This is a genomic window from Hyphomicrobium sp. CS1BSMeth3 (genome assembly GCF_900117415.1).
Taxonomy (GTDB): Bacteria; Pseudomonadota; Alphaproteobacteria; order Rhizobiales; family Hyphomicrobiaceae.
The window spans coordinates 2,380,574-2,402,036 of the sequence record NZ_FPEI01000006.1 but is presented as its reverse complement, the minus strand read 5'-3'; the positions used below and the strand labels follow the sequence as shown (position 1 = coordinate 2,402,036).

Sequence of the window (21,463 nt, the reverse complement as noted above, 5' to 3'; positions counted from 1 at the left end):
AGCATCGCGAACGGACGTGCCGGCGCACATTCATTCAGGATCATGACGCCATGGCTCCCAAAGTTCTCATTTCCGACGAGCTTTCCCCTACCGCCGTGCAGATCTTCAAGGATCGCGGCATCGACGTGACCTTCGAGCCGACGCTCGGCAAGGACAAGGAAAAGCTCGCCGCGATCATCGGCAACTATGACGGCCTCGCCGTCCGCTCGGCGACCAAGGCCACCGAGAAGATCATCGCTGCGGCGACCAACCTCAAGGTGATCGGCCGCGCCGGCATCGGCGTCGACAACGTCGATATCAAGGCCGCCACCGCCAAGGGCATCATCGTGATGAACACGCCCTTCGGCAATTCGATCACGACGGCCGAGCACGCCATTGCCATGATGATGGCGCTTGCGCGCCAGCTTCCCGAGGCGGATCGCTCGACGCAGGCCGGCAAGTGGGAGAAATCCCGCTTCATGGGTGTCGAGCTCTTCGGCAAGACGCTCGGCGTGATCGGCTGCGGTAATATCGGCTCGATCGTTGCCGACCGCGCCATCGGACTCAAGATGCGCGTCATCGCCTTCGATCCCTTCCTCTCCGAGGAGCGCGCCGTCGAGATCGGCGTCGAGAAGGTCGAGCTGCCGGCACTGCTGCAGCGCGCGGATTTCATCACCCTGCACACGCCGCTGACCGAGCGCGCGCGCAATGTCCTCAATGCCTCAGCCTTCGAGCAGATGAGGACCGGCGTGCGCATCATCAACTGCGCGCGCGGCGGCCTCGTCGACGAGCACGCCCTCGCAGCAGCGCTCAAGGCGGGCAAGGTTGCGGGCGCGGCGCTCGACGTTTTCGAGGTCGAGCCGGCCAAAGAAAACGTCCTTTTCGGTTTGCCGAACGTCGTCTGCACCCCGCATCTCGGCGCTGCCACCTCGGAAGCGCAGGAGAATGTCGCCCTGCAGATTGCCGAGCAGATGTCCGACTACCTGCTCAAGGGCGCGATCTCCAACGCGGTGAACTTCCCGTCGATCACGGCCGAGGAGGCGCCGCGCCTACGCCCCTGGGTGAAGCTCGCCGAGCAGCTCGGCCTCTTCGCCGGCCAGCTCACGGAATCGAGCATCAAGGGCATCCGCCTCGAATACTCCGGCACCGTCGCGGAGCTGAACGTCAAGCCGCTCACGGCGGCCGGCGTCGCGGGTATCCTGCGCCCGTTGCTGTCGGATGCCGTGAACATGGTCTCGGCGACGACGACGGCGAAGGATCGCGGCATTGTCGTCGAGGAGACGACGCGCACGCAGGACGGCGCCTTCGAGGGTTACATGCGCCTGACCGTCGTCACCGACGACTACGAGCGCTCGGTGGCCGGCACGGTCTTCAGTGATGGCCGCCCCCGCATCATCCAGGTGCGCGACATCAACATGGAGTTCGAGACGGCGCCGCACATGCTCTTCGTGCGCAATTCCGACAAGCCGGGCTTCATCGGCAACTTCGGAATGCTCATGGGCAAGGCGGGCCTCAACATCGCGACGCTCAACCTCGGCCGCGACAAGCCCGGCGGTGACGCCATCTGCATCGTCACGCTGGACGAGCCCATGCCCGAGCCCGTCATGGCTCAGGTACGCTCGCTGCCGCATGTCGTGAGGGCCAACCGCCTCGCTTTCTGATAAACGGGGCTGATGCCTCAGAACATCTACGACGATCCGGAGTTCTTCGCTGGGTACAGCCGCCTGCCGCGTTCGGTGGGCGGCCTCCCTTCAGCGCCGGAGTGGCCTCGCCTGCAGGCCATGCTGCCCGACGTGCGCGGTCTCAGGATCGTCGATCTCGGCTGTGGCTTTGGCTGGTTCTGCCGCTGGGCGCGCGAGAACGGCGCCGCCGACGTGCTCGGTATCGACCTCTCCGAGAATATGCTTGCGCGCGCCCGCGCGGCGACGTCGGACGACGCGATCACCTACCAGCAGCATGATCTCGCGACAGTGGCGTTGCCCAAGGGTCGCTTCGATCTCGCCTACAGCTCGCTTGCCATCCACTATCTCGAGGACGTGGCGCGGCTCTTTGCTGAAGTGCACGCCGCGCTCATTCCCGGCGGGCATTTCGTCTTCTCGACCGAGCATCCGATCCTGATGGCGTCGCGCCGCGCCGAATGGCTCACCCATCTGGATGGCGCCCCGACATGGCCCGTGGACGGCTATCTCGCCGAAGGTACGCGCACGACGGAGTGGTTCAGGCCGGGCGTCGTCAAATATCACCGCACACTCGCGACCACGCTCAATGCGCTGATCGGCGCGGGCTTCGCGATTGCCCACGTTGAAGAGTACGGCCCGACGCCGGAGCAGATCGCGGCCCAGCCCGCATGGGCCAAGGAGCGCGAGCGGCCGATGTTCCTCCTCGTCTCCGCGCGGCGCAATTAAGGCGCCCTCGCGCGCGGGTTGTCGCACGGCCGATCCATTGAAAAAGCTATTCCGCATTGGACGAGACGGATCGCCGCCGCGCGCGCCGTTTGCGCTGGGTGTGTTGTGCGTGAAGCAGATCACCTAATGAGGGATGAGTCTGATGAAAATGCTGAAGTTGGCTTCCGCGGTCCTGGCGCTCTCGATGACGGGCGCGATGGTCGCGCAGGCGGCGCCGGGCTTTACGACGGCCAATGTGAACCACAGGACGGGACCCGATACGGAGTTCCCGAGCATGGGCGTCATTCCCGAGGGGACATCCGTCGACATTCGCGGCTGTCTCAGGGACGAGTCCTGGTGCGATGTGATCGCGGGCGGCAACCGCGGGTGGGTATTCAGCGAGTACCTGGCCCTCAGTCGGCGCGGCGAGTACGTGCCTGTGCCCGATATCGGCCTCAGCGCGGCGCGGATCCCCGTCGTCACGTTCCTCGCGGCAAACTATTGGCGCCAGCACTACACGGGCCGGCCCTGGTTCAAGGAGCGCGACCGCTGGGTAGCGTTCAAGCCGCGGCCGCGTCCGGGCTGGCGGGCACCGCCATCCGGGCCGCGCAAGGCCGGCTGGTGGCGCCAGGGCTATCAGGCCCCTCCCGGCATGAAGGGTCCGCCGGATCGCGGCTGGAAGCGGCCCGATCGCCCCAGGGGAGATCGCCCCGGGCCTGATCATCGCGGTGATCAGCGCCGCTAGTCGCTAGATCGGTCCACATTGCGATCCATAAGGGCCCGGGCTGCCAGGCGGCTGCCCGGGCCTTTCGTTGAATTGCCTGAATTATTGACACCAGCGGCCGCTCTGCCCCATATAGGGCCCATGTCGATCTATGCGAACATCCGTGAGCGACGTCGTTGGGGCTGCGGCCCGCGGCAGCGATGACGGCGTGGTGAGACCAGCCGTCGTTGTCCGTGCCGCGCAGTCGCGCGGCCTTTTTCATTTTGGACGCGCCGGCCAAAGCCCCTCTTTCTTCTGAATTCGCTGCCACTTCCGACCTGATCCAGCATTGGAAAGAGCCTCACAGATGTCCGCCGCAACCACCGCTGCCTCTTCCGGCCCTTCGCCTGCCGTCATGGGCACCTATGGCCGCTACGACGTCGTCTTCGACCGGGGCGAGGGCTCCTGGCTGATCGACACCAAGGGCGAGCGCTATCTCGACTTCGGCTCCGGCATTGCCGTGAACGCGCTCGGCCATGCAAACCCCAAGCTGATCGCCGCGCTCGCCGAGCAGGCGCAGAAGCTCTGGCACACCTCGAACCTCTATCGCGTGGCCGGCCAGGAAAAGCTCGCCGAGCGCCTCGTCGCGACGACGTTCGCCGACAAGGTTTTCTTCTGCAATTCGGGTGCGGAGGCCTGCGAGGGCATCATCAAGCTCGCACGCCGCTATCAGTTCACGAGCGGGCATCCCGAGCGCTGGCGCATCATCACCTTCAAGGGCTCGTTCCACGGCCGTACGCTCGGCACGATCGCCGCTGCCGGCAATGAGAAGTACCTCGAGGGCTTCGGCGAGCCGGCGCCCGGCTTCGACGTGCTCGAGACGGTCAATGACCTCGCCCTCGTCGAGAAGGCCATCGAGCCTGCGACCGCGGCGATCATGGTCGAGCCCATTCAGGGCGAAGGCGGCATCCGCGCCTGCACCAAGGAGTTCCTCCAGGGCCTGCGCGCGCTCGCCGACAAGAACGGCCTGCTGCTCATTCTGGACGAGGTGCAGACCGGCGTCGGCCGCACGGGCAAGCTCTTCGCCTACGAGGCCGCGGGCATCAAGCCGGATGCCATGGCGATCGCCAAAGGCATTGGTGGCGGCTTCCCGGTCGGCGCCTTCCTTGCGACGACGGAAGCGGCGAAGGGCATGGTGCCCGGCACGCACGGCTCGACGTTCGGTGGCAATCCGCTCGCCATGGCCGTCGGCAATGCCGTGCTCGAAGCCGTGCTGGAGCCGGGTTTCCTCGAGGAAGTGCAGAGGAAGGCGCTGCGCTTCAAGCAGCTCCTCGCGCGCGTGCAGGACGAGCATGCCGATATCGTCGAGGGCATTCGCGGCGAAGGTCTCCTGATCGGCGTCAAGATCAAGGACAAGATCCTGGCTGGTGACGTCGTGAAGGCTTGCCTCGCCGAGCATCTGCTAACGGTCGGCGCTGGCGACAACGTCGTGCGCATGATCCCGCCGCTGACGACGCCGGACGAGGAGCTGGCCGAGGGCGTTGCGCGCCTCTCGCGCGCGCTCACGAACGCGAAAAAGCAGGTGAAGTAGGAACTTCGTAATGCGGCGCTGCCGTTTCTGCCGATGGCAGAGGTGGCGGCGCCGATGGCTCTATCTTTCGATCTCGAACGGCGAGACCGCCATGGATGCCCGTATCGGCTTGAAGCCGCCCCGCCATTTCCTCGATCTCGATCAGATCGACGCCCGCGTGCTGCGCCGCATTGTCGACATGGCGCACGAGATGAAGAAGGCCGGCAGGCGCGTGCCCCAGCATCTTCGGCCCAAGGACATCGAGGACATGGTCCTCGTGATGATCTTCGAGAAGCCCTCGACGCGGACGCGCGTGTCGTTCGACGTCGCCATGCGCCAGCTCGGCGGGCAGACGATCGGCCTCAACCACACGGACATGCAGCTCGGCCGCGGCGAGCCGATCTCGGACACGGCGAAGGTGCTCTCGCGCTATGCCGACGCGCTCATGGTCCGCGCCAATGCCCACCAGACGTTGGTCGATCTCGCCGAGCACGCGACCATTCCGGTGATCAACGGCCTGACGGATCTGAGCCACCCCTGCCAGATCGTCGCCGACATCCTCACGTTCGAGGAGACGCGCGGCAACATCGGCGGCCGCACCGTCGCCTGGGTCGGCGATGGCAACAACGTGGCCGCTTCCTGGATGCACGCGGCCGTGAAGTTCGGCTTCAAGCTTCGCGTCGCGACGCCGGCTCAGCTCAAGCCCGAGCAGGCCGTGATCGACTGGGTGAAGTCCGAAGGCGCAAAAGACAGCGTGCTTTTGACGGACGATCCGGCCGAGGCGGTCAAGGGTGCCGAGTGCGTGGTGACCGACACGTGGGTCTCCATGGGGCAGGACGATGCCCCGCGGCGCAAGCAGCTCCTCGGGCCCTATGCGGTCGATCAGAATTTGATGGACCGCGCAGGGAAGGATGCAATCTTCATGCATTGCCTGCCGGCCTACCGGGGGCATGAGGTCTCGGCCGACGTGATCGACGGGGCGCAGTCTGTCGTGTTCGATGAGGCGGAGAACCGGCTCCACGCCCAGAAGGCCATTCTCGCCTGGTGCCTCGGCGTCGACTGAGCAGGACGATGGAACGATGACGATCAGAGCGGGCCGAACGGACATCGGCGGGCCGCCGGTGCGCGATGACCTCGTGCTGCCGTTCGGCACCGTGCGCTCGCGCGTCGCCGGACGCGTCGTCCGCCTCGGCCATGTCATCGACGAGATCCTTTCCTCGCACGATTATCCCGAGCCGATCAGCGTCGTTCTCGGCCAGGCCATCGCGCTGACGGCACTCCTCGGCCAGCAGCTCCAGAGCGGACGGCTCATCCTTCAGACGAAGTCGGACGGGCCTCTCGGCTTTCTCGTCGTGCAGTACGAGGTGCCGGGGCGGCTGCGCGGCTATGCGAGCTACGACCCCGAGCGCCTGGAAGCTCTGCGCAGGTCCGGCGGTCTCTCGGACGGCAGCCTGCTCGGCAATGGCCGCCTCGCCATGACCATTGATCCCGGCGGCGAGCAGGAGAGCCACCAGGGTGTCGTGCCGCTCGAGGGCCGAGGTCTTGCGGACGCGGCAATCACCTACTTCCGCCAGTCCGAGCAGCTCCCGACCTTCATCCGCCTCACGGCCGTCCGCCAGTTCGTCGGCCGCAGTGGCGATGCGCCCTCGCGCTGGCACTGGCGTGCCGGCGGGCTGATCGTCCAGCACGTGCCGGCGGCGGGCGGCGAGCAGAAGCCCGAGCTCACAGGCGAAGCGCACGACGCGAGCCTTGCCGGCGAGCACGATGATGATTGGAACCGCGTCGAGATCCTGGCTGCGACCGTCGAGGATCACGAGCTGATCGATCCCACGCTCGCGCCCGAGCGGCTGCTGCTGCGGCTCTTCCACGAGGAGGGCGTGCGCGTTGCGCCGATCGTGCCGCTCGAAGCCAAGTGCCGCTGCTCGCGCGAGCGCATTGGCGCGTTCCTCGAAGGCTTTCCCGAGAAGGAGCGTGAGACGCTGCGCGAGGCCGACGGCGCCATCACCGTGAAGTGCGAGTTCTGCTCGACGAGCTACCGCTTCGAGCGGGACGACGTGATCGGGTGACGCAAATTTTCCCCTCTCCCCGCTCTTCGCGGGGAGAGGGTTAGGGTGAGGGGCGGGAGCTTGCTCGACGCTGGCAATTGCCGCCGCCCCTCATCCTAACCTTCTCCCCGTGAGCACGGGGAGAAGGGACCTGTCGCGCTCGTTGCAGCGGTTGGTATCTTGTCCGCATGGCCGCCGCAGGCATAGCACCACGGCGGGGTTGCGAAGCACCCCTTCCCAGCAGCCCGCGGCAACGAGCGATGTCCTGTCCGCATGGCCGCCGCGGGCATAGCACCACGGCGGGGTTGCGAAGCACCCCTTCCCAGCAGCCCACGGCAACGAGCGACGCCCTGTCCGCATGGCCGCCGCGGGCATAGCACTACGGCAGGGTTGCGAAGCACCCCTTCCCAGCAGCCCGCGGCACCTAGATCAAGGCCATTTCACCAAGGGCGGCATGGACGAGAGGATCGAATCCACGTTCCCGCCGGTCTTGAGGCCGAACACCGTGCCGCGATCGTGCAGCAGGTTGAACTCGACGTAGCGCCCGCGCCGCACGAGCTGCTCGTCGCGCTCGGCATCGCTCCACTTCTTCTTGAAATTGCGCCGGACGATCTCCGGGTAGATGCGGCCGAAGGTGCGCCCGACATCCTGCGTAAAGGCGAGCGCGGCTTCCCAGCCGCCGGCCGCCGGCTCGGGCGTGAGATAGTCGTAGAAGATGCCGCCGACGCCGCGTGGCTCCTTGCGGTGGGGCAGATAAAAATACTCGTCGCACCACGCCTTGAGACGTGCGTAGTCGACGATGGGGTGCGGCGCGCAGGCTTCCTGCATGGCCGCATGGAAGTCGCGCGTGTCGGGATCCTCCTGCGTGCGCCGCGTCCCGAGAACGGGCGTCAGGTCGGCGCCGCCGCCGAACCACCATTTCGTCGTCACCACGAAACGCGTGTTCATGTGCACGGCCGGCACGTGCGGATTCTGCAGGTGGGCAATGAGCGAAATGCCCGAGGCCCAGAAGCGGGGGTCTTCCGATGCGCCGGGAATCTGCGCGCGGAACTCGGGGGCGAACTCACCATACACGGTCGACGTGTGGACGCCGACCTTCTCGAAGACGCGCCCGCGCATCATGCTCATGAGCCCGCCGCCGCCATCGCTGCCCGTATGGTCGCCGCGCCGCCATTGCTGGCGCGCGAAGCGGCCCGCGGGCCGGTCCGATAGCGGCGCGCCTGCGGGCAGCTCCTCCTCGATCCGCTCGAAGGTCATGCAAATGTCATCGCGGAGGCGCTCGAACCAGGTGCGCGCGGTCGCCTTCCGGAGGTGCATTTCATCTGGAGGCATGCTAGTCACGTGACACCTCTCTTTCGACGCGCGCGACGTCTCCCCGCTCGATAAGCGGCGTTCCGTACGTGGACATGATGTCGTCACGACCGGCACGTAGAGAGGCCACCCGCGCGCCGCCCCCCGAGGACGGAGCTGCATTCTCAGCTTCCCTTTGATACGTCAAGGGATCCGGTCGTCACATTGACCGGGATCAACCCGGCGCCTCGGGTGCTCAAAAGTGGGGCAATAGGAATCCAGTCCCTGGGCCCGGCAACGCGCCCATGGCAGGGCAGCGCTGATGCGCGCCCCGCAGACTGCAGTAACTACGACGAGCACAGGCCATGTACCGCTGGTTCGAGAGCCGTATCGACCCCTATCCCGAGCAGGCGCCCGAGCGCCCGCCGGCGACGCTCGCCGCGTTCTATCGCTACTTCATCCAGCCCGTGTGGCCGGCCTTTGCCGTTCTGCTCGTCGTCGGCTTCATCGGCTCGGTGATCGAGCTGTCGCTGATGGCGTTCATCGGCAGCATCGTCGACCTGATGCGGGCCTCGGAGACTCCGCAGACTTTCCTCGCCGATCATGCGGCATGGCTGCTGTTCATGGGCTTCGTCGCGCTGATCGCACGTCCGATCATCTCGACACTGCATGATCTGATCAAGAACCAGGTGATCGCGGGGCCTGTGACGACGCGCGTGCGCTGGCTGACGCACCGCTATGTGCTGCGCCAGAGCCTGTCGTTCTATCAGAACGACTTCGCGGGCCGCGTCGCCAACAAGATCATGCAGACGGCGCCGGCGCTGCGCGAGTCCGTCGTGCAGGTGATCGACGCCGTCTGGTTCGCCGGCATCCAGTGGATCGGCGCCGTGGTGCTCTTCGCCGCCGCCGACCCGCTGCTGCTCGCGCCGCTCGTCATCTGGCTCGGCGCCTACATCGTGGCGATGATCTACTTCGTGCCGAAGATCCGCGAGCGCTCGACGGCCGCGGCCGAGGCGCGCTCGATGCTGACCGGGCGCATCGTCGACAGCTACACGAACATCCTGACGGTCAAGCTCTTCGCGCACGCCGATCGCGAGGACACCTACGCCAAGGCCGCCATCGACGAGCAGATGTCGAAGTGGCAGGCCTCGCTGCGCCTGCTGACCAGCATGGAGTTCACGCTCTACACGCTGAACGGCTTCCTGATCGTCGGCGCGAGCGGGCTCGCCATCTGGCTGTGGAGCCTCGGCGCGGTCTCGATCGGTGCGATCGCTGTGGTCACCGGCCTCGTCATCCGCATTGTCGCGATGTCGGGCTGGGTGCTGTTCACAGTTGCCGGCATCTTCGAGAACATCGGCGTCGTGCAGGAGGGCCTCGAGACGATCTCGCGCGACCAGGAAGTCGTCGATGCGCCGGATGCGAAGCCGCTTGTCGTCAAGCGCGGCGAGATCCGCTTCGAGCACATCCGCTTCCACTATGGCCGCCAGTCGGGGATCATCGACGACCTGTCGCTGCGGGTCGCTCCGGGCGAGAAGGTCGGGCTCGTCGGCCGCTCGGGTGCGGGCAAGTCGACACTCGTGAACCTGCTCCTGCGCTTCTACGATCTCGAGCACGGGCGCATTCTCATTGACGGCCAGGACATCGCGCACGTCACGCAGGACAGCCTGCGCGAGAACATCGGCATGGTCACGCAGGATACGTCCCTGCTGCACCGCTCGGTGCTCGACAACATCCTCTATGGCCGTCCGGACGCAAGTCGCGAGGCCGCGACGGCGGCTGCGCGCATGGCGGCGGCGCATGAGTTCATCCCGGCACTCAGGGATCTGCGCGGACGCGCGGGCTACGACGCCCACGTTGGCGAGCGCGGCGTGAAGCTCTCGGGCGGCCAGCGCCAGCGCATCGCGATCGCGCGCGTGCTGCTGAAGAACGCCCCGATCCTGATCCTCGACGAGGCGACGAGCGCGCTTGACAGCGAGGTCGAGGCGGCCATCCAGGAGCAGCTCAACAACCTCATGCAGGGCAAGACCGTGATTGCGATCGCGCATCGCCTGTCGACGATCGCGGCCATGGACCGGCTCGTGATCATGGATCAGGGCCGCATCGTCGAGGAGGGGCCGCATCAGGTGCTGCTCGAGCGCGGGGGGATCTATGCGGAGCTCTGGGCGCGCCAGTCGGGCGGTTTCCTCGCCAAAGAGGCGGCGGAGTAATCGCGCCCGCCGATCGCTTTCGCGAGCGGGGACTAGTCCCCGCGCCTTGCGCTAAATCTTCCGTGCAACAAGCCGCAGCCGTGTCTTCGAGCGAGCGGGACCGCATTCGCGTCTTCGACGCGACGGGGCTTTCGCCCCTGGCCCCAATCGGGGAGACCCCGAACCCCCTTCTTTTTATGGACTGGAGCGAGCCGCGAACGCACCAGCATCCCCTCTCCCCGTTCTTACGGGGAGAGGGTTAGGGTGAGGGGCGGCGGCATACGCCGACGTCGCAAATGTTGTCGCCCCCCACCCCGGCCCTCTCCCCATTGAAGACAATGGGGAGAGGGGGGAGTGGGCGCGTCATACACTGCGCTGTCGCACTGACCGCCGCGGGCATAGCACCACGGCTGGAGGCGATAGCACCTCTTCCCAGCAGCCCGCGGTACAAAAATAAAAGGCGGGGGTTCCGGGGGTGTCCCCCGGTCGGGGTGCGGGGCCGAGGCCCCGCTCGCGCTGAAAGCGCGAAGGCCGCATCGCGCCGGTGAGTTCTCACGCTCAATTTCCCGGCCGCGCTCCCGCGCCGGGCGTGAAATCATCAAGGGGACGGGGCGGCGACGCCAGTCCGATGGAAAGAGGAAGCGGCGCCTGCCGCCCCGTTCTGCCGCTCGCTTTCTCCACCTGCCATGGCCGGTCGGGTCCAGCTCGCGCACGTGCGTTACGTGCGGAGGCAGCAGGCCGGAGGCGATGCTCCGGGAGCGGCGCGCGCGGCGCGACTTCGGACGCCTCCGGAGGGCCCCCTTGGTGCCGCGCGCGACCTAGAAGATACGGCTGCCTACAAGTGCGGGGACAAATGCCCAGTTCGCAGCGCCATTTCTTGAGCGCGCGACTGCGCGCCGGCCGTTAGGCCGTCCCAAGGAATAGCAGCCCGCGGTAAGTCAAATAACTCCCGCCGCGGAGCACTTTCTTGGCGCGCCTCTGGCGCGACGCACCATGGCGGGGGTTGCGGAGCACTTCTTCCCGGCAGCCCGCGATCCCGCACTCTGAGCTGTCGCTCTTGCCGCCGCGGGCATAGCACTACGGTTCGGTTGCGGAGCGCCTCTTCCCAGCAGCCCGCGGCACTATAACAACGCCACGATTTGGCTCTATCGATGCCACATGCTAGATACGCTCAGGGACGATTCCTGTGGGGGAAGACGCCATGACCCGGATTCGGTTGCTCAGCGCAGTGGTGCTGGCGAGTGCGCTTGCGGCTTGCTCGGGCGGTGGCGGCGTGACGACGGCATCCCTGCTGGGCACGCCCGCCGCTCAGCCGCAGGCGGATGAGCCCTCGGAGCGCGCGCTGCATTCGGCCTCGGTGGCCGCCCGTGCCAGCAAATGCGGTTACAACTTCAATCCCACCAAGCTGCGCGAGTCCTTCCTGGCGGCGGAGGCCGCGAACGGGGCGACGCCCGAGCAGATGACCAAGCTCGGCCAGTCCTACGACTTCACGCAAACGACTGTTTCCAAGCAGATCAGCAACCCGCAGGAATACTGCACCGAGCAGCGGACCCGTCAGGTCAGCACCGATTTGCAGAAGCAGCTTGCAGGCGATTTCCGGGCGCCGAAGAAGCCGGCGTTGCCGGCGTCGGCTGGCTGGTGGGATACGGCCAGCTCGCAGAAGGCCATGGATCGGGAAGAGATCTTCAACCCGAAGCATTCGCGCTGAGGCCCCGAGCTCGCTCGTAGCTCGGGTATCTAGGCGCCTGTTGCCGGACCACGCCGGGGCTGCTGCCCGGAGGATTTGTCCTCATCGGGACGGTGCATAGCGGGCTGCACGCCGAGCAGCCGCTCGCTCGCCATGTCGAATACCATCCTGGCGCCGAACTCGAGCTTGGTGCGGAACACCGCCCAATGCTTGGATCCCTGCTCGCAGAGCGAGGCGTTGCGCTCGCAGAAGGTCGCAGCGCGGTGCACGGCCTCGGTGGCCGTCTTGTAGAGCTGGGCCTGGCGCTCCTTGTCTGAGGGGAGCAGCAGCACGATCAGTGCCACCCAGAAGGCCGTGCGGATCAGGAACATGTCTCTCAACCTCTCGGCTTGGGCCGCGAGCGCAGCCGAAGTCCATGGCTCATGTTTACCTTGAAGAGCCGAAATCACCGCAAAAGCGGAGCGGTAGATTTGTCGAAAATTGAGCTGGGCTTCTTAACTCCTCGGTGAGCATTGCGGCGGCAGGCGGGGCGTAGTGCTTCGACGCCGAGCGCCCCCGAATCGTCGGGACCGGCCGGGCATTTTCGGCCTCCACGCTCGTCTGAAAACATTGAGAGAACATGATGATATTAGATTTGTTGTTTCAATGCACTGGCGATGCATTGCGCATGTAGAACAAAAATGGTACATGAAGGGTTAATTGCGAGAATCTGCAACTCGTGGAATAAGGGAACCCGCATCATGGCTGCTGCGCATTTACGCGTCGTCGAGGGGGACGATATGGACAAGCACAAGGCGCTGGATGCAGCGCTGGCGCACATCGAGAAGCAGTTCGGCAAAGGCTCGATCATGCGTCTCGGTGCGACTGATAAGTCCATCGACATCGAGGCGATCTCGACCGGATCGCTCGGGCTCGATATTGCGCTCGGCATCGGCGGGCTGCCGCGCGGCCGTGTGGTCGAGATCTTCGGGCCGGAAAGCTCCGGTAAGACAACGCTCGCTCTCCAGTGCGTGGCCGAAGCTCAGAAGAAGGGCGGCATCTGCGCCTTCGTCGATGCCGAGCACGCCGTCGACCCGGTCTATGCGCGCAAGCTCGGCGTCAACGTCGAGGACCTTCTCATTTCGCAGCCGGACTCGGGTGAGCAGGCGCTCGAGATTGTCGACACGCTGGTCCGCTCGGGCGCGGTCGATGTGCTGGTCGTCGATTCGGTCGCCGCGCTGACGCCCAAGGCCGAGCTCGAAGGCGAGATGGGAGATAGCCTTCCTGGTTTGCAGGCGCGCCTCATGAGCCAGGCGCTGCGCAAGCTGACCGGGACGATCTCCAAGTCGCGCTGCATGGTGATCTTCATCAACCAGATCCGCATGAAGATCGGCATCATGTTCGGCAACCCGGAGACGACGACGGGCGGCAACGCGCTCAAGTTCTATTCGTCCGTCCGCCTCGACATACGCCGCATCGGTCAGATCAAGGAGCGCGACGAGCCGGTCGGCAATCAGACGCGCGTCAAGATCGTCAAGAACAAGGTGGCGCCGCCCTTCAAGCAGGTCGAGTTCGACATCATGTACGGCCAGGGTATCTCCAAGACCGGCGAGCTCGTCGATCTCGGCGTGAAGGCCGGGATCGTCGAGAAGTCGGGCGCCTGGATCTCTTTCAAGGGCAATCGGATCGGCCAGGGTCGCGAGAACGCCAAGACCTTCCTCAAGGACAATCCCAAAATCGCTGCCGAGATCGAGGCGGCGATCCGCCAGAATGCCGGCTTGCTCGTGGATCAGATGCTCCAGGCGGAGCGCGATGACGACGCGGATCCGGAAGGCCTCACCGAGGTGCCGGATGCCGATGGCGTGTTGCCGGATACGGACGACACGACAGCGCGCAAAGGCTCGCGGGCAGCTCGGCGGTAGGCACCTCTCACGTGGAAGATCGACCGCCGCCACCGTTCGCCGCCTTTCGTTCGGACGATGTCGTGGCTGCGGTCGAAGCTGCCTTGTCGCCGATCGCCGCACAGGCCGCGCGCTGCACGGCCTGCGTGCTCGCCGAGACGCGCACCAACGTGGTTTTCGGCTCCGGCAGCGCGCGCTCGGGCATCGTTTTCATCGGCGAGGCACCGGGCGCGAACGAGGATGCGCAAGGCCTGCCGTTCGTCGGGCGCTCCGGTCAGCTTCTCGATCGCCTGCTCGCGGAGACGGGGATCGCGCGCAGTGATGTCTACATCTGCAACGTCGTGAAGTGCCGACCGCCGGGAAATCGCGACCCTCGCCCCGAGGAGGCTGTAACGTGCGCGCCCTTCCTGCGTGCGCAGCTCGAGACGCTGAAGCCCCGCGTGCTTTGTGCGCTCGGCCTTCACGCGACACGATGGCTGCTCCCTGGAAAAGAGCCTATGGCCAAGCTGCGCGGTCGGGTGCTCGAGTACAGGGCTATCCCGACGATCGCGACCTACCATCCGGCCGCCATACTGCGCAGCCCCGGCCTGAAGGCCAATGCTTTGGCCGATCTCAAGCGCGCGCGCGCGCTTGCCGATGATATTGCCGCGCACGAGTCAGGCGGGGGCCGCCACTGAGAGCGGTGACGTGGTGTGGTCTCGCGGCCATCATCAATCAGCGTTCAGTCGCAACGCGAGCATCGAAGCCGGGCGAGCTTTGGAATCGGGACACTAAGGGTGCATAAGCTCCCCCGCGGTGTGGCAAATGCCACGAGCACCGCCTACGGTCGCGCAAGCGAGTCTGCTCGCCGCTGACCAGTCATTGGGTTTTGGCCTGCGGCGGGTGACGCACAACAACAGCGAGTGCATCGTGGCTCTCAACGCACAGCCCTTTTGGGATTGGATCACCGAACGCCATCGCATTTACCTCAAGAAGGCCGCCGGCGAGCGGGCTCCTTGGACGAAGGACGAGATCCTGCAGTCGTACAGCTTCTGCAATGTCTTTCGCGAGCTGGACAAGGTCACTGTCTGGGTGCGGGAAAAATGGCGCGATCCCTATGCCGACAACCCGCAGCTCTGGATCGCCATGTGCCTCGCGCGCCAGGTGAACTGGCCGGACACGCTCGAGGAAGTCGGCTTTCCGGTGCACACCTACGATGCCAAGGCTGTCCGCGCGGCGCTCGAGGCACGCAAGGCGCGCGGCGAGAAGGTCTATACGGGTGCGTACATGATCAGCGCGCCTTCCGGCGAATTCGCCGGCATGGCAAAGCCCGAGTACACGGCCCACATCGTGGTCGGCGCGCTCTGGGATGCGCGCCGCGAGTTCGAGGCGATGTTCGCGAACGGCCGCCAGCCCACCATGCAGGAAGTCCACACGTGGCTGCGCCAGTTCCGCGGCTGGGGCGACTTCATGGCCTACGAGGTGGTGACGGATCTTCGCCACACGCGCTACCTGCGCAATGCCCCCGACATCAACACCTGGGCCGTGGCGGGGCCGGGCGCGATCCGCGGGCTTCACCGCCTGCACGGCCGGCCCTATAAGAGATCTCTGACGCAGACGCAGGCGCTCGTGGAAATGCGCGAGCTGCTCGAGATGTCGAGGACGTGCCTGCCTGATTTCATTCCGCCCCTGGAGCTGCGCGAGATCGAGCATTCGCTCTGCGAGACGGACAAGTATCTGCGCGTCGCCAACGGAGAGGGCCGCCCCAGGGCCAAATATGAGGGTGTTCCCGCATGAAGGTCGTCCAAGCCAGGAACGTCAATGACGCGGTCGTCAAGGGCGCGGAGCTCTTGAAGCAGGGCGGGCTTGTCCAGGCGAGCCGCGCCGGCGGCACGATCGAGTATCCCGAGCCCGTCTGCACCGTCTACGAGCAGCCGCTGGAGCGCGTGCTCTTCGACGGCGTGCGGGACGCAAATCCGTTCTTCCATCTTCTGGAAGCGCTCTGGATGCTCGCCGGGCGCAATGACGTTGCCTGGCTCGCGCGCTTCAACCAGCGCATGGCCACCTACTCGGATGACGGCATCGTCTTCAATGCCGCCTACGGCTATCGCTGGCGCCAGCAGTTCGATCTATCGAAGGCGCATGGCCGGCCGTTCCGCGACCAGCTCACAACCATCGTCGATCTCCTGCGCAAGGACCCGGACAGCCGTCGCGCCGTCCTGCAGATCTGGGATGCCGAGGCCGATCTCGGCGTGGTGAGCAAGGATCTCGCCTGCAACACGCAGGCCATGTTCAAGGTGCGCGCTGGCCGCCTGAACATGACGGTGTCGAACCGCTCGAACGACATCATCTGGGGCTGCTACGGCGCCAATGCCGTGCACTTCTCGATCCTGCTCGAGTACATGGCGGCGCGCATCGGCGTCGAGACCGGTGTCTACCGCCAGATGAGCGACAGCTACCACGCCTACGAGGATACCTGGTCAAAGATCAGCGGCATTGCCGACCGCTTCGAGGGCGATCCCTATGCGCTCGGTGAGGTCGCCGCTTACCCGCTCGTCGGGGACCCGGAAAACTTCGATGCCGATCTCTTCCACTGGCTCGACAATCCGCCGGATGCGCTGAGCCTTCAGCAGTGGGATGCGGAGATGGCGCGCGGCGCTGGGCGCAATCCCTATTTCCTCGCGGTCGCGACGCCGATCTACAACGGCTGGTTCGCCTACAAGCGCAAGGATCGCGCGGCGGCACTGGCCTGGGTCGAGCGCTGTGCCGCGACGGATTGGCGGCGTGCCGCGCGCGAGTGGCTCGAGCGGCGCTGGCAGGCGCGCGTGAGCGCCGCAGCCGAATAAAGGGCGAGACGTGACGAGCGAAGACGCGGAGCGCAAAGCGCTACTGGAACAGCTTGCCGCGAGCGATATGACGACGCTGAAGCGGCTCGCGGCGCTGCTCGATGACGCGCCCGAGAGACCAGCGGACAGCGGTCCTGGCTATCTCGATTTTCTGCGTGCCGTTGCCGACAGCGACGTGCGCGGTCTCAGGAACGCCGAGAAGTCCTATGGCAATAGCTGGAAGCGCCGCGGCGGTGTCGACACCTTCAACATGCTGGCGCGCAAATGGGATCGCGTCGAAAAGCGCCTCGCGACAGCGATTGCGGTTGGATCCGGCGCGAAGGGTGCCTCGCCCTACGACATCTTCGAGCACATTGCAGCGGACACGAAGAGCGACGGCTTCATCGACGATGTGCGCGACCTGCGCCGATATCTGATGCTTGCCGAAGCCGAGATCGCCGCGCGCAAGGCCGCCAATGTCGAGGACAGCGGGCGCGGCTATCTCGATCAGCTTCAGGTGATCGCCGACAGCGACGTCGCGAACATCGAGGAGAAGGAGCGCGCGTACGGCAGCAGTTGGAAGCGGCGTGGCGGCATCGGCGCCTTCATGATGTTCGCCCGCAAGTTCGATCGCATCGAGCAGCGCGTCTCGACCGAGATTGCCGCCACTTCCGAGACGCCCGGCGCTCAGAAGCACAATCTCTTCCAGCACATTCTCGCCGATCGCCGCGCCGAGCCCCTGCTCGACGATATCCGCGACCTGCGCCGCTATCTCGTTCTGGTCGAGGCGGAGATGGCCGCGCGCGGCGCTCTCGAGATCGGCACGGCCCGCGACAATCGCGAAAAGAGCTGAGGCCAGCCTCTACGCGTTTTCGGGCGGCAGCGTCTGCTCGCCGATGGCGGCGAGCGCGGCGCGACCGAAATCGTTGCCGGGCTCGCGCCAGAGCGTATGCACATGGCTCGCGAGTTGCCGCGTCGAATACTCGATCGAGAGTGTCGCGCTGTGCAGGCGGTAGTAGTGCAGATCGGTCGTCCCGAAGCCGCCAGCCCACTCGAAGCGCAGACCATCACGCGCGGTGCCGTCGAGCCGCGCCATCTGCGCGCGCGCCAGGTCATTCGGCAGATTTGAAATATAGGTCTCGGCAATGCCGAGCATGAGATGACGTTGCGTCTCGTCAGTGAGCTCGGCATAGGCAATGCCGCCGGGCTCGGTCGCGATTTCCGCGCGGCGCGGGCCTGCGCGCACGTCATTCGGAACGTCGCCCGCGCGCCGCGTGCGCGATAGCTGGGTGGTCTCGAGGTTCCGCACGAGATCGCGACCGATGTAGTCCTCGCGATGAATGGGCGCGAGACCTGCGTGCAGCCCTTCCGTAACCTCCATCGGGTCGGCGCACACGCAGTGCGGCGTTGTCGAAATGATCCGGTCGCCGATAGCCGTGAAGTTCAGCGAGAGGTGATGCCCCTCGACGCGCCAGCCCCAGGGAGCGTCCTTCTCAGGATCGCCGAACACGACGAAAGCATAGGCGCCGGGACCGCGCCCGAAGCCGCGCAAATCCTTGAGCGCGGCGGCGAGCTTCATGACGCCCGTCGCCTTTTCGAGGCCCGTGCGGCTGAGCGATGAGGCGAGGAGAGTCATGGCAAGCTCGCGCTCGGCACTCGACATGTCGTCGAGCGTCACGCCGGCGCGCCGCCCCGGCACGTACGTCCAGCGATGGCGCTCGGGGGCCTTGAACTCGAAAGTGAGCTGGTTACGCAACTCGCTGCGAATGCCGAACACCAGAGCAACAGCCGCTTTGCGCATGTCGGCGCCCAGACTGCTCGCCGCAACTTCAGCACGCGCCGGCATGGGAGCACTCACCGGCAGTGCAGCGCCGGCCATCAGAGCGGCAAACTCGCGGCGGCTCGGATGCGGGCCCCATGTCATGCCAACGGCCTCGGTTGCTGGGGCTTGAACGCGCAGGAGGCAGGGCATGGTTCCCTGCCTCCCAGCTTTATTGCGTCAGGACGTCGTGTACTTCACCGCGCATCCATAGGGGCGCGTCACGGCGTTTTTCACCGGCTCGCCCTTGGTCACGGCGGCGAGCGCATCGCGGAAGTAGGGCGTCGCCTTCTCCAGATCGTCGGCGCGCGTCGAGGGGATCGAGTCGATGCCGCCCATGTAAACCAGGATGCCTTCGGCATTGATGAGGAACATCTGCGGCGTCGTGCGCGCATCATACGCGCGCCCCATCTGCCCCTTCGGATCGAGCAGAATGGCTGCCGGCGATGCCTTCCGGCTCTGCGTGAGCTCGTTGGCCTTTTGCGGCGTGACATTGCCCTGCTCGCCGGGCGGCGACGAGATCACGCTCAGCCAGACGACGCCGGCATCGGCGGCCTGACGCTGCAGCGCCTGCATGTTGCCGGCATTGTAGTGCTTGCGCACGTACGGACAGTCGTGGTTCGTCCACTCGAGCGCAACGATCTTGCCGCGCAGTTCCGCGAGACGTTGCGTCTTGCCATTGCTGTCGACGGCCGTGAAGTCCGGCGCCGGCTTGTTGATCTGCGGCGAGGCCATGGCTGGCTGGCTGGTGAGCATCGTCAGGCCGCCGGCGGCGACTGCGGTCAGGCCTGCCGTCGTGCCGAGCATGAGTGTGCGGCGGTCGAAAGGCAGATCCGCCAGATGTGATTTGAGCCGATTGTCGGTCATGAAGTCCTCCTGCTCATTTGATGGGTTGAGGGGATGTTTGCGCCGATCGGCCCGCGCGCTCGATCTCGCCGACGACGATCGCTTCCGTCAGGACGGGTGGCAGCACCGCCGGCTCGCGTCCGCCGGCGGGATAGAAGGCATAGAAGGGCAGGCCATCGCGGTTGAACGAGCGCAGATAGGCGCCGATCTCCGGGTTGCGGTTCGTCCAGTCGCCTTTGAGATAGGTGATGCCCGCGGCGCGGAAGGCCTCCTGCACGGCTTCCGTCGAGAGTGTCGTGCGCTCATTGACGAGGCAGGTGATGCACCACGCGGCCGTCATGTTGACGAACACCGGCTTGCCTTCCTTGCGAAGCTCCGCGAGGCGCGCGTTGGTGAAAGGCTCGTAGTTTGCGGATGCCGCGCTCGCCTGCGTGCGTGCGGCAATGCCGGGCGTGGCCGCGCCATCGAGCTGCAGAAGCAGGCCGAATGTGCCGGCGATCGCCGCTGCTGCGAGCCCGCGTGGAATGAGGCCGCGGCCCGTGCCGTGCTGCGCCGTGCCGTAGATCCAGGCGGCAAGCGCGACGAGCAGAGCGCCGGAGAGTGCCACCAGCACGCCGAAATCGCCGAGCTGCTGCGAGAGCACGCAGACGAGCCACGCCGCCGAGGCGTACATCGGGAACGCCATGGCCTGGCGCAGGCGCAGCATCCATGGACCCGGACGCGGCAGAGCGCGCGCGAGCGCGGGGAAGAGCGTCAGCAGTGCGTAGGGCGCGGCAAGGCCGAGCCCCATGGCGAGGAAGATGAGCAGGCAAACGAGGACGGATGCCGAGAGCGCCGTGCCGACGGCAACGCCCATGAACGGCGCTGTGCAGGGCGTCGCGAGGACAACGGCGAGCAGGCCGGTGAAGAAGCTGCCGGCATGGCCGGACTTCTGTGTGAGGCCCTGGCCGGTGCCCGTGACGCCGAGGCCGATCTCGTAGACGCCCGACAGGTTCAAGCCGATGGCCAGCAGCAGCCAGCTCATGCCGGCGACGAACAGCGGCGATTGGAATTGAAAGCCCCAGCCCACGGCCGTGCCTCCGGCGCGCACGGCAAGCAGAGCCGCCGCCAGTGCCGTGAAGGCGACGACGACGCCGAGCGTGTAGTACGCGCCCGCGAGCCGAACCTCGCGCAGCTCTCCGCCCGAGAGCCTTGCGACAGCCGTCGCCTTGATCGCGAGCACCGGGAAGACGCAGGGCATGAGATTGAGAATGAGGCCGCCAATAAAGGCAAAGAGCGCGGTCTGCCAGAGCGGCAGGCTCTCGATCAGCGATGAAGGGGCCGCGCCACCCGCAGGCGCGCCGGAGATGCTCGGGCTGATCTCGAACCAGCGCGTCACGCCGCCGCCGTCCGTGATAGCAAGCAGCCCCTCAGCCTTGGCATCGGGATTGAACGTCTGCCCCTTGGTCAGCGCGAGCGTGAGCGTCCCATCCGTGAGCGAAAGCTGCTGCGGTGCCGCATGGTCCGCAACGCCCCACGAGGCCGGATAGAAGTACGCACTCTTCACCGCGGCCTGCGTGAGATCCGCGCCCTCGACCGTCAGCGCGAGTGCATCCCCCTCACTGGCCAGTTTCGCGCTCCACGGGCCCGGCAAGGGCTTGCGCGCATCGGCAATAGCGAAGGCAGCGCCGATGTCATCGCCAGCGGGCGTCCCCGCGCTGCTGATCGGGATATCCAGTATGAAGCTGCCCTGCTCGGGAATGCATTCCTTCTCGCAGACGAGCCATTCGGCATCGGCGCTCACGCTCAATGTCTGGCCCGGCGCGGCGTCGCTCGGCACCGTCACACGAATGGGGAAGACGATCTCGTTCTCGTAGCCGTAGCTCATGATCGGACCAGCCGGGATGCGGTCCGGTCCTGGCCAGATGATTTCGCCGGCCGTCGCGCCCTTCGGCAGGTTCAGTCGAATCTCCGGGGGCGCGCCGGCATCGCCCGAGTTCTTCCAGTACGTGTGCCAGTGAGGGGCGAGCCTTTGGCGCAGGCCCACGCGGAAGGTCTGACCGGGCGCCACAGACGCGGCGTCGCTGATGAGCGTCGCGGTAACGCGCGGGCTCGTGACCGGCGCACTCTCCTGCGCACTGGCGACGGACGCACCGGCGCATAGAGCCACGAATGTCGACATCCAGAGCGCGGGATGCCGCCAGCTCTTGCGCTCAAACACTCCGCTCATTCGTGCGTCGGTCCCGTCCAAGTGTTGGCGAAGCGCCCCGATCAAACGGATCGGCGCCATG

The 21,463-nt window shown here is 66.1% G+C and carries 18 protein-coding genes; 13 read left to right on the top strand and 5 right to left on the bottom strand.

Annotation, left to right across the window (positions count from 1 at the left end; all coding sequences use genetic code 11):
* Nucleotides 1-50: 50 nt before the first annotated feature.
* From serA to CS1BSM3_RS26085, 6 genes are all read left to right on the top strand, one after another.
* Complete coding sequence (gene serA / locus CS1BSM3_RS26110) at nt 51-1,640, top strand: phosphoglycerate dehydrogenase (protein WP_072392986.1); 1,590 nt, start codon at nt 51-53, stop codon at nt 1,638-1,640.
* 12 nt (nt 1,641-1,652) lie between these two features.
* Nucleotides 1,653-2,384, top strand: coding sequence for a class I SAM-dependent methyltransferase (locus CS1BSM3_RS26105; protein ID WP_072392983.1), 732 nt, complete (start codon nt 1,653-1,655; stop codon nt 2,382-2,384).
* 142 nt (nt 2,385-2,526) lie between these two features.
* Nucleotides 2,527-3,108: an SH3 domain-containing protein gene (locus CS1BSM3_RS26100; RefSeq protein ID WP_072392981.1), complete on the top strand. Its 582-nt coding sequence runs from the start codon at nt 2,527-2,529 to the stop codon at nt 3,106-3,108.
* 325 nt (nt 3,109-3,433) lie between these two features.
* Nucleotides 3,434-4,657 (top strand): aspartate aminotransferase family protein, encoded by a 1,224-nt coding sequence (locus CS1BSM3_RS26095; RefSeq protein WP_244540618.1) that lies wholly within the window; start codon nt 3,434-3,436, stop codon nt 4,655-4,657.
* Nucleotides 4,658-4,748: 91 nt separating this feature from the next.
* Nucleotides 4,749-5,699, top strand: coding sequence for an ornithine carbamoyltransferase (gene argF / locus CS1BSM3_RS26090; RefSeq protein ID WP_072394614.1), 951 nt, complete (start codon nt 4,749-4,751; stop codon nt 5,697-5,699).
* 16 nt (nt 5,700-5,715) lie between these two features.
* Nucleotides 5,716-6,702, top strand: coding sequence for an Hsp33 family molecular chaperone (locus tag CS1BSM3_RS26085; RefSeq protein WP_072392978.1), 987 nt, complete (start codon nt 5,716-5,718; stop codon nt 6,700-6,702).
* A gap of 408 nt (nt 6,703-7,110) precedes the next feature.
* Here the strand turns inward: CS1BSM3_RS26085 and hemF are convergent, their stop codons facing one another.
* Nucleotides 7,111-8,013 carry an oxygen-dependent coproporphyrinogen oxidase gene (gene hemF / locus CS1BSM3_RS26080; RefSeq protein WP_072392975.1) on the bottom strand — a complete coding sequence of 301 codons (903 nt, stop codon included), beginning with the start codon at nt 8,011-8,013 and terminating at the stop codon, nt 7,111-7,113.
* A 323-nt stretch (nt 8,014-8,336) separates the two neighbouring features.
* Between hemF and CS1BSM3_RS26075 the strand changes: the two genes are divergently transcribed.
* Together CS1BSM3_RS26075 and CS1BSM3_RS26070 are read left to right on the top strand one after the other, a co-directional pair.
* Nucleotides 8,337-10,178 (top strand): ABC transporter ATP-binding protein, encoded by a 1,842-nt coding sequence (locus CS1BSM3_RS26075; protein WP_072392973.1) that lies wholly within the window; start codon nt 8,337-8,339, stop codon nt 10,176-10,178.
* A gap of 1,165 nt (nt 10,179-11,343) precedes the next feature.
* Entirely contained in the window at nt 11,344-11,865 is a 522-nt protein-coding gene (locus tag CS1BSM3_RS26070) for a hypothetical protein (RefSeq protein WP_143149363.1), read from the top strand.
* Nucleotides 11,866-11,894: 29 nt separating this feature from the next.
* Here CS1BSM3_RS26070 and CS1BSM3_RS26065 read toward each other — a convergent pair whose 3' ends face one another.
* Nucleotides 11,895-12,215: a DUF5330 domain-containing protein gene (locus CS1BSM3_RS26065; RefSeq protein WP_072392967.1), complete on the bottom strand. Its 321-nt coding sequence runs from the start codon at nt 12,213-12,215 to the stop codon at nt 11,895-11,897.
* A gap of 369 nt (nt 12,216-12,584) precedes the next feature.
* On the opposite strand from CS1BSM3_RS26065, the gene recA reads away from it, so the two are divergent.
* From recA to CS1BSM3_RS26040, 5 genes are all read left to right on the top strand, one after another.
* Nucleotides 12,585-13,745, top strand: a complete 1,161-nt coding sequence (gene recA, locus CS1BSM3_RS26060) for a recombinase RecA (protein ID WP_072392964.1) — start codon at nt 12,585-12,587, stop codon at nt 13,743-13,745.
* Between the two features lie 11 nt (nt 13,746-13,756).
* Nucleotides 13,757-14,401 (top strand): uracil-DNA glycosylase, encoded by a 645-nt coding sequence (locus CS1BSM3_RS26055; RefSeq protein ID WP_072392961.1) that lies wholly within the window; start codon nt 13,757-13,759, stop codon nt 14,399-14,401.
* 232 nt (nt 14,402-14,633) lie between these two features.
* Nucleotides 14,634-15,500: a nucleotide kinase domain-containing protein gene (locus CS1BSM3_RS26050; RefSeq protein WP_072394611.1), complete on the top strand. Its 867-nt coding sequence runs from the start codon at nt 14,634-14,636 to the stop codon at nt 15,498-15,500.
* Entirely contained in the window at nt 15,497-16,549 is a 1,053-nt protein-coding gene (locus tag CS1BSM3_RS26045; protein ID WP_072392958.1) for a thymidylate synthase, read from the top strand. Before CS1BSM3_RS26050 ends, CS1BSM3_RS26045 begins: the two co-directional genes overlap by 4 nt.
* A gap of 10 nt (nt 16,550-16,559) precedes the next feature.
* Complete coding sequence (locus CS1BSM3_RS26040) at nt 16,560-17,381, top strand: hypothetical protein (RefSeq protein WP_072392955.1); 822 nt, start codon at nt 16,560-16,562, stop codon at nt 17,379-17,381.
* 9 nt (nt 17,382-17,390) lie between these two features.
* Here CS1BSM3_RS26040 and CS1BSM3_RS26035 read toward each other — a convergent pair whose 3' ends face one another.
* The 3 genes from CS1BSM3_RS26035 to CS1BSM3_RS26025 are packed head-to-tail and all read right to left on the bottom strand — an operon-like array spanning nt 17,391 to nt 21,402.
* The gene (locus CS1BSM3_RS26035; RefSeq protein ID WP_072392952.1) at nt 17,391-18,500 is read right to left on the bottom strand and encodes a DUF3500 domain-containing protein; all 1,110 of its coding nucleotides are present in this window, start codon (nt 18,498-18,500) and stop codon (nt 17,391-17,393) included.
* Nucleotides 18,501-18,527: 27 nt separating this feature from the next.
* Complete coding sequence (locus CS1BSM3_RS26030; protein WP_244540617.1) at nt 18,528-19,214, bottom strand: redoxin domain-containing protein; 687 nt, start codon at nt 19,212-19,214, stop codon at nt 18,528-18,530.
* Nucleotides 19,215-19,227: 13 nt separating this feature from the next.
* Nucleotides 19,228-21,402 (bottom strand): protein-disulfide reductase DsbD family protein, encoded by a 2,175-nt coding sequence (locus CS1BSM3_RS26025; protein ID WP_072392949.1) that lies wholly within the window; start codon nt 21,400-21,402, stop codon nt 19,228-19,230.
* Between the last annotated feature and the right edge of the window lie 61 nt (nt 21,403-21,463).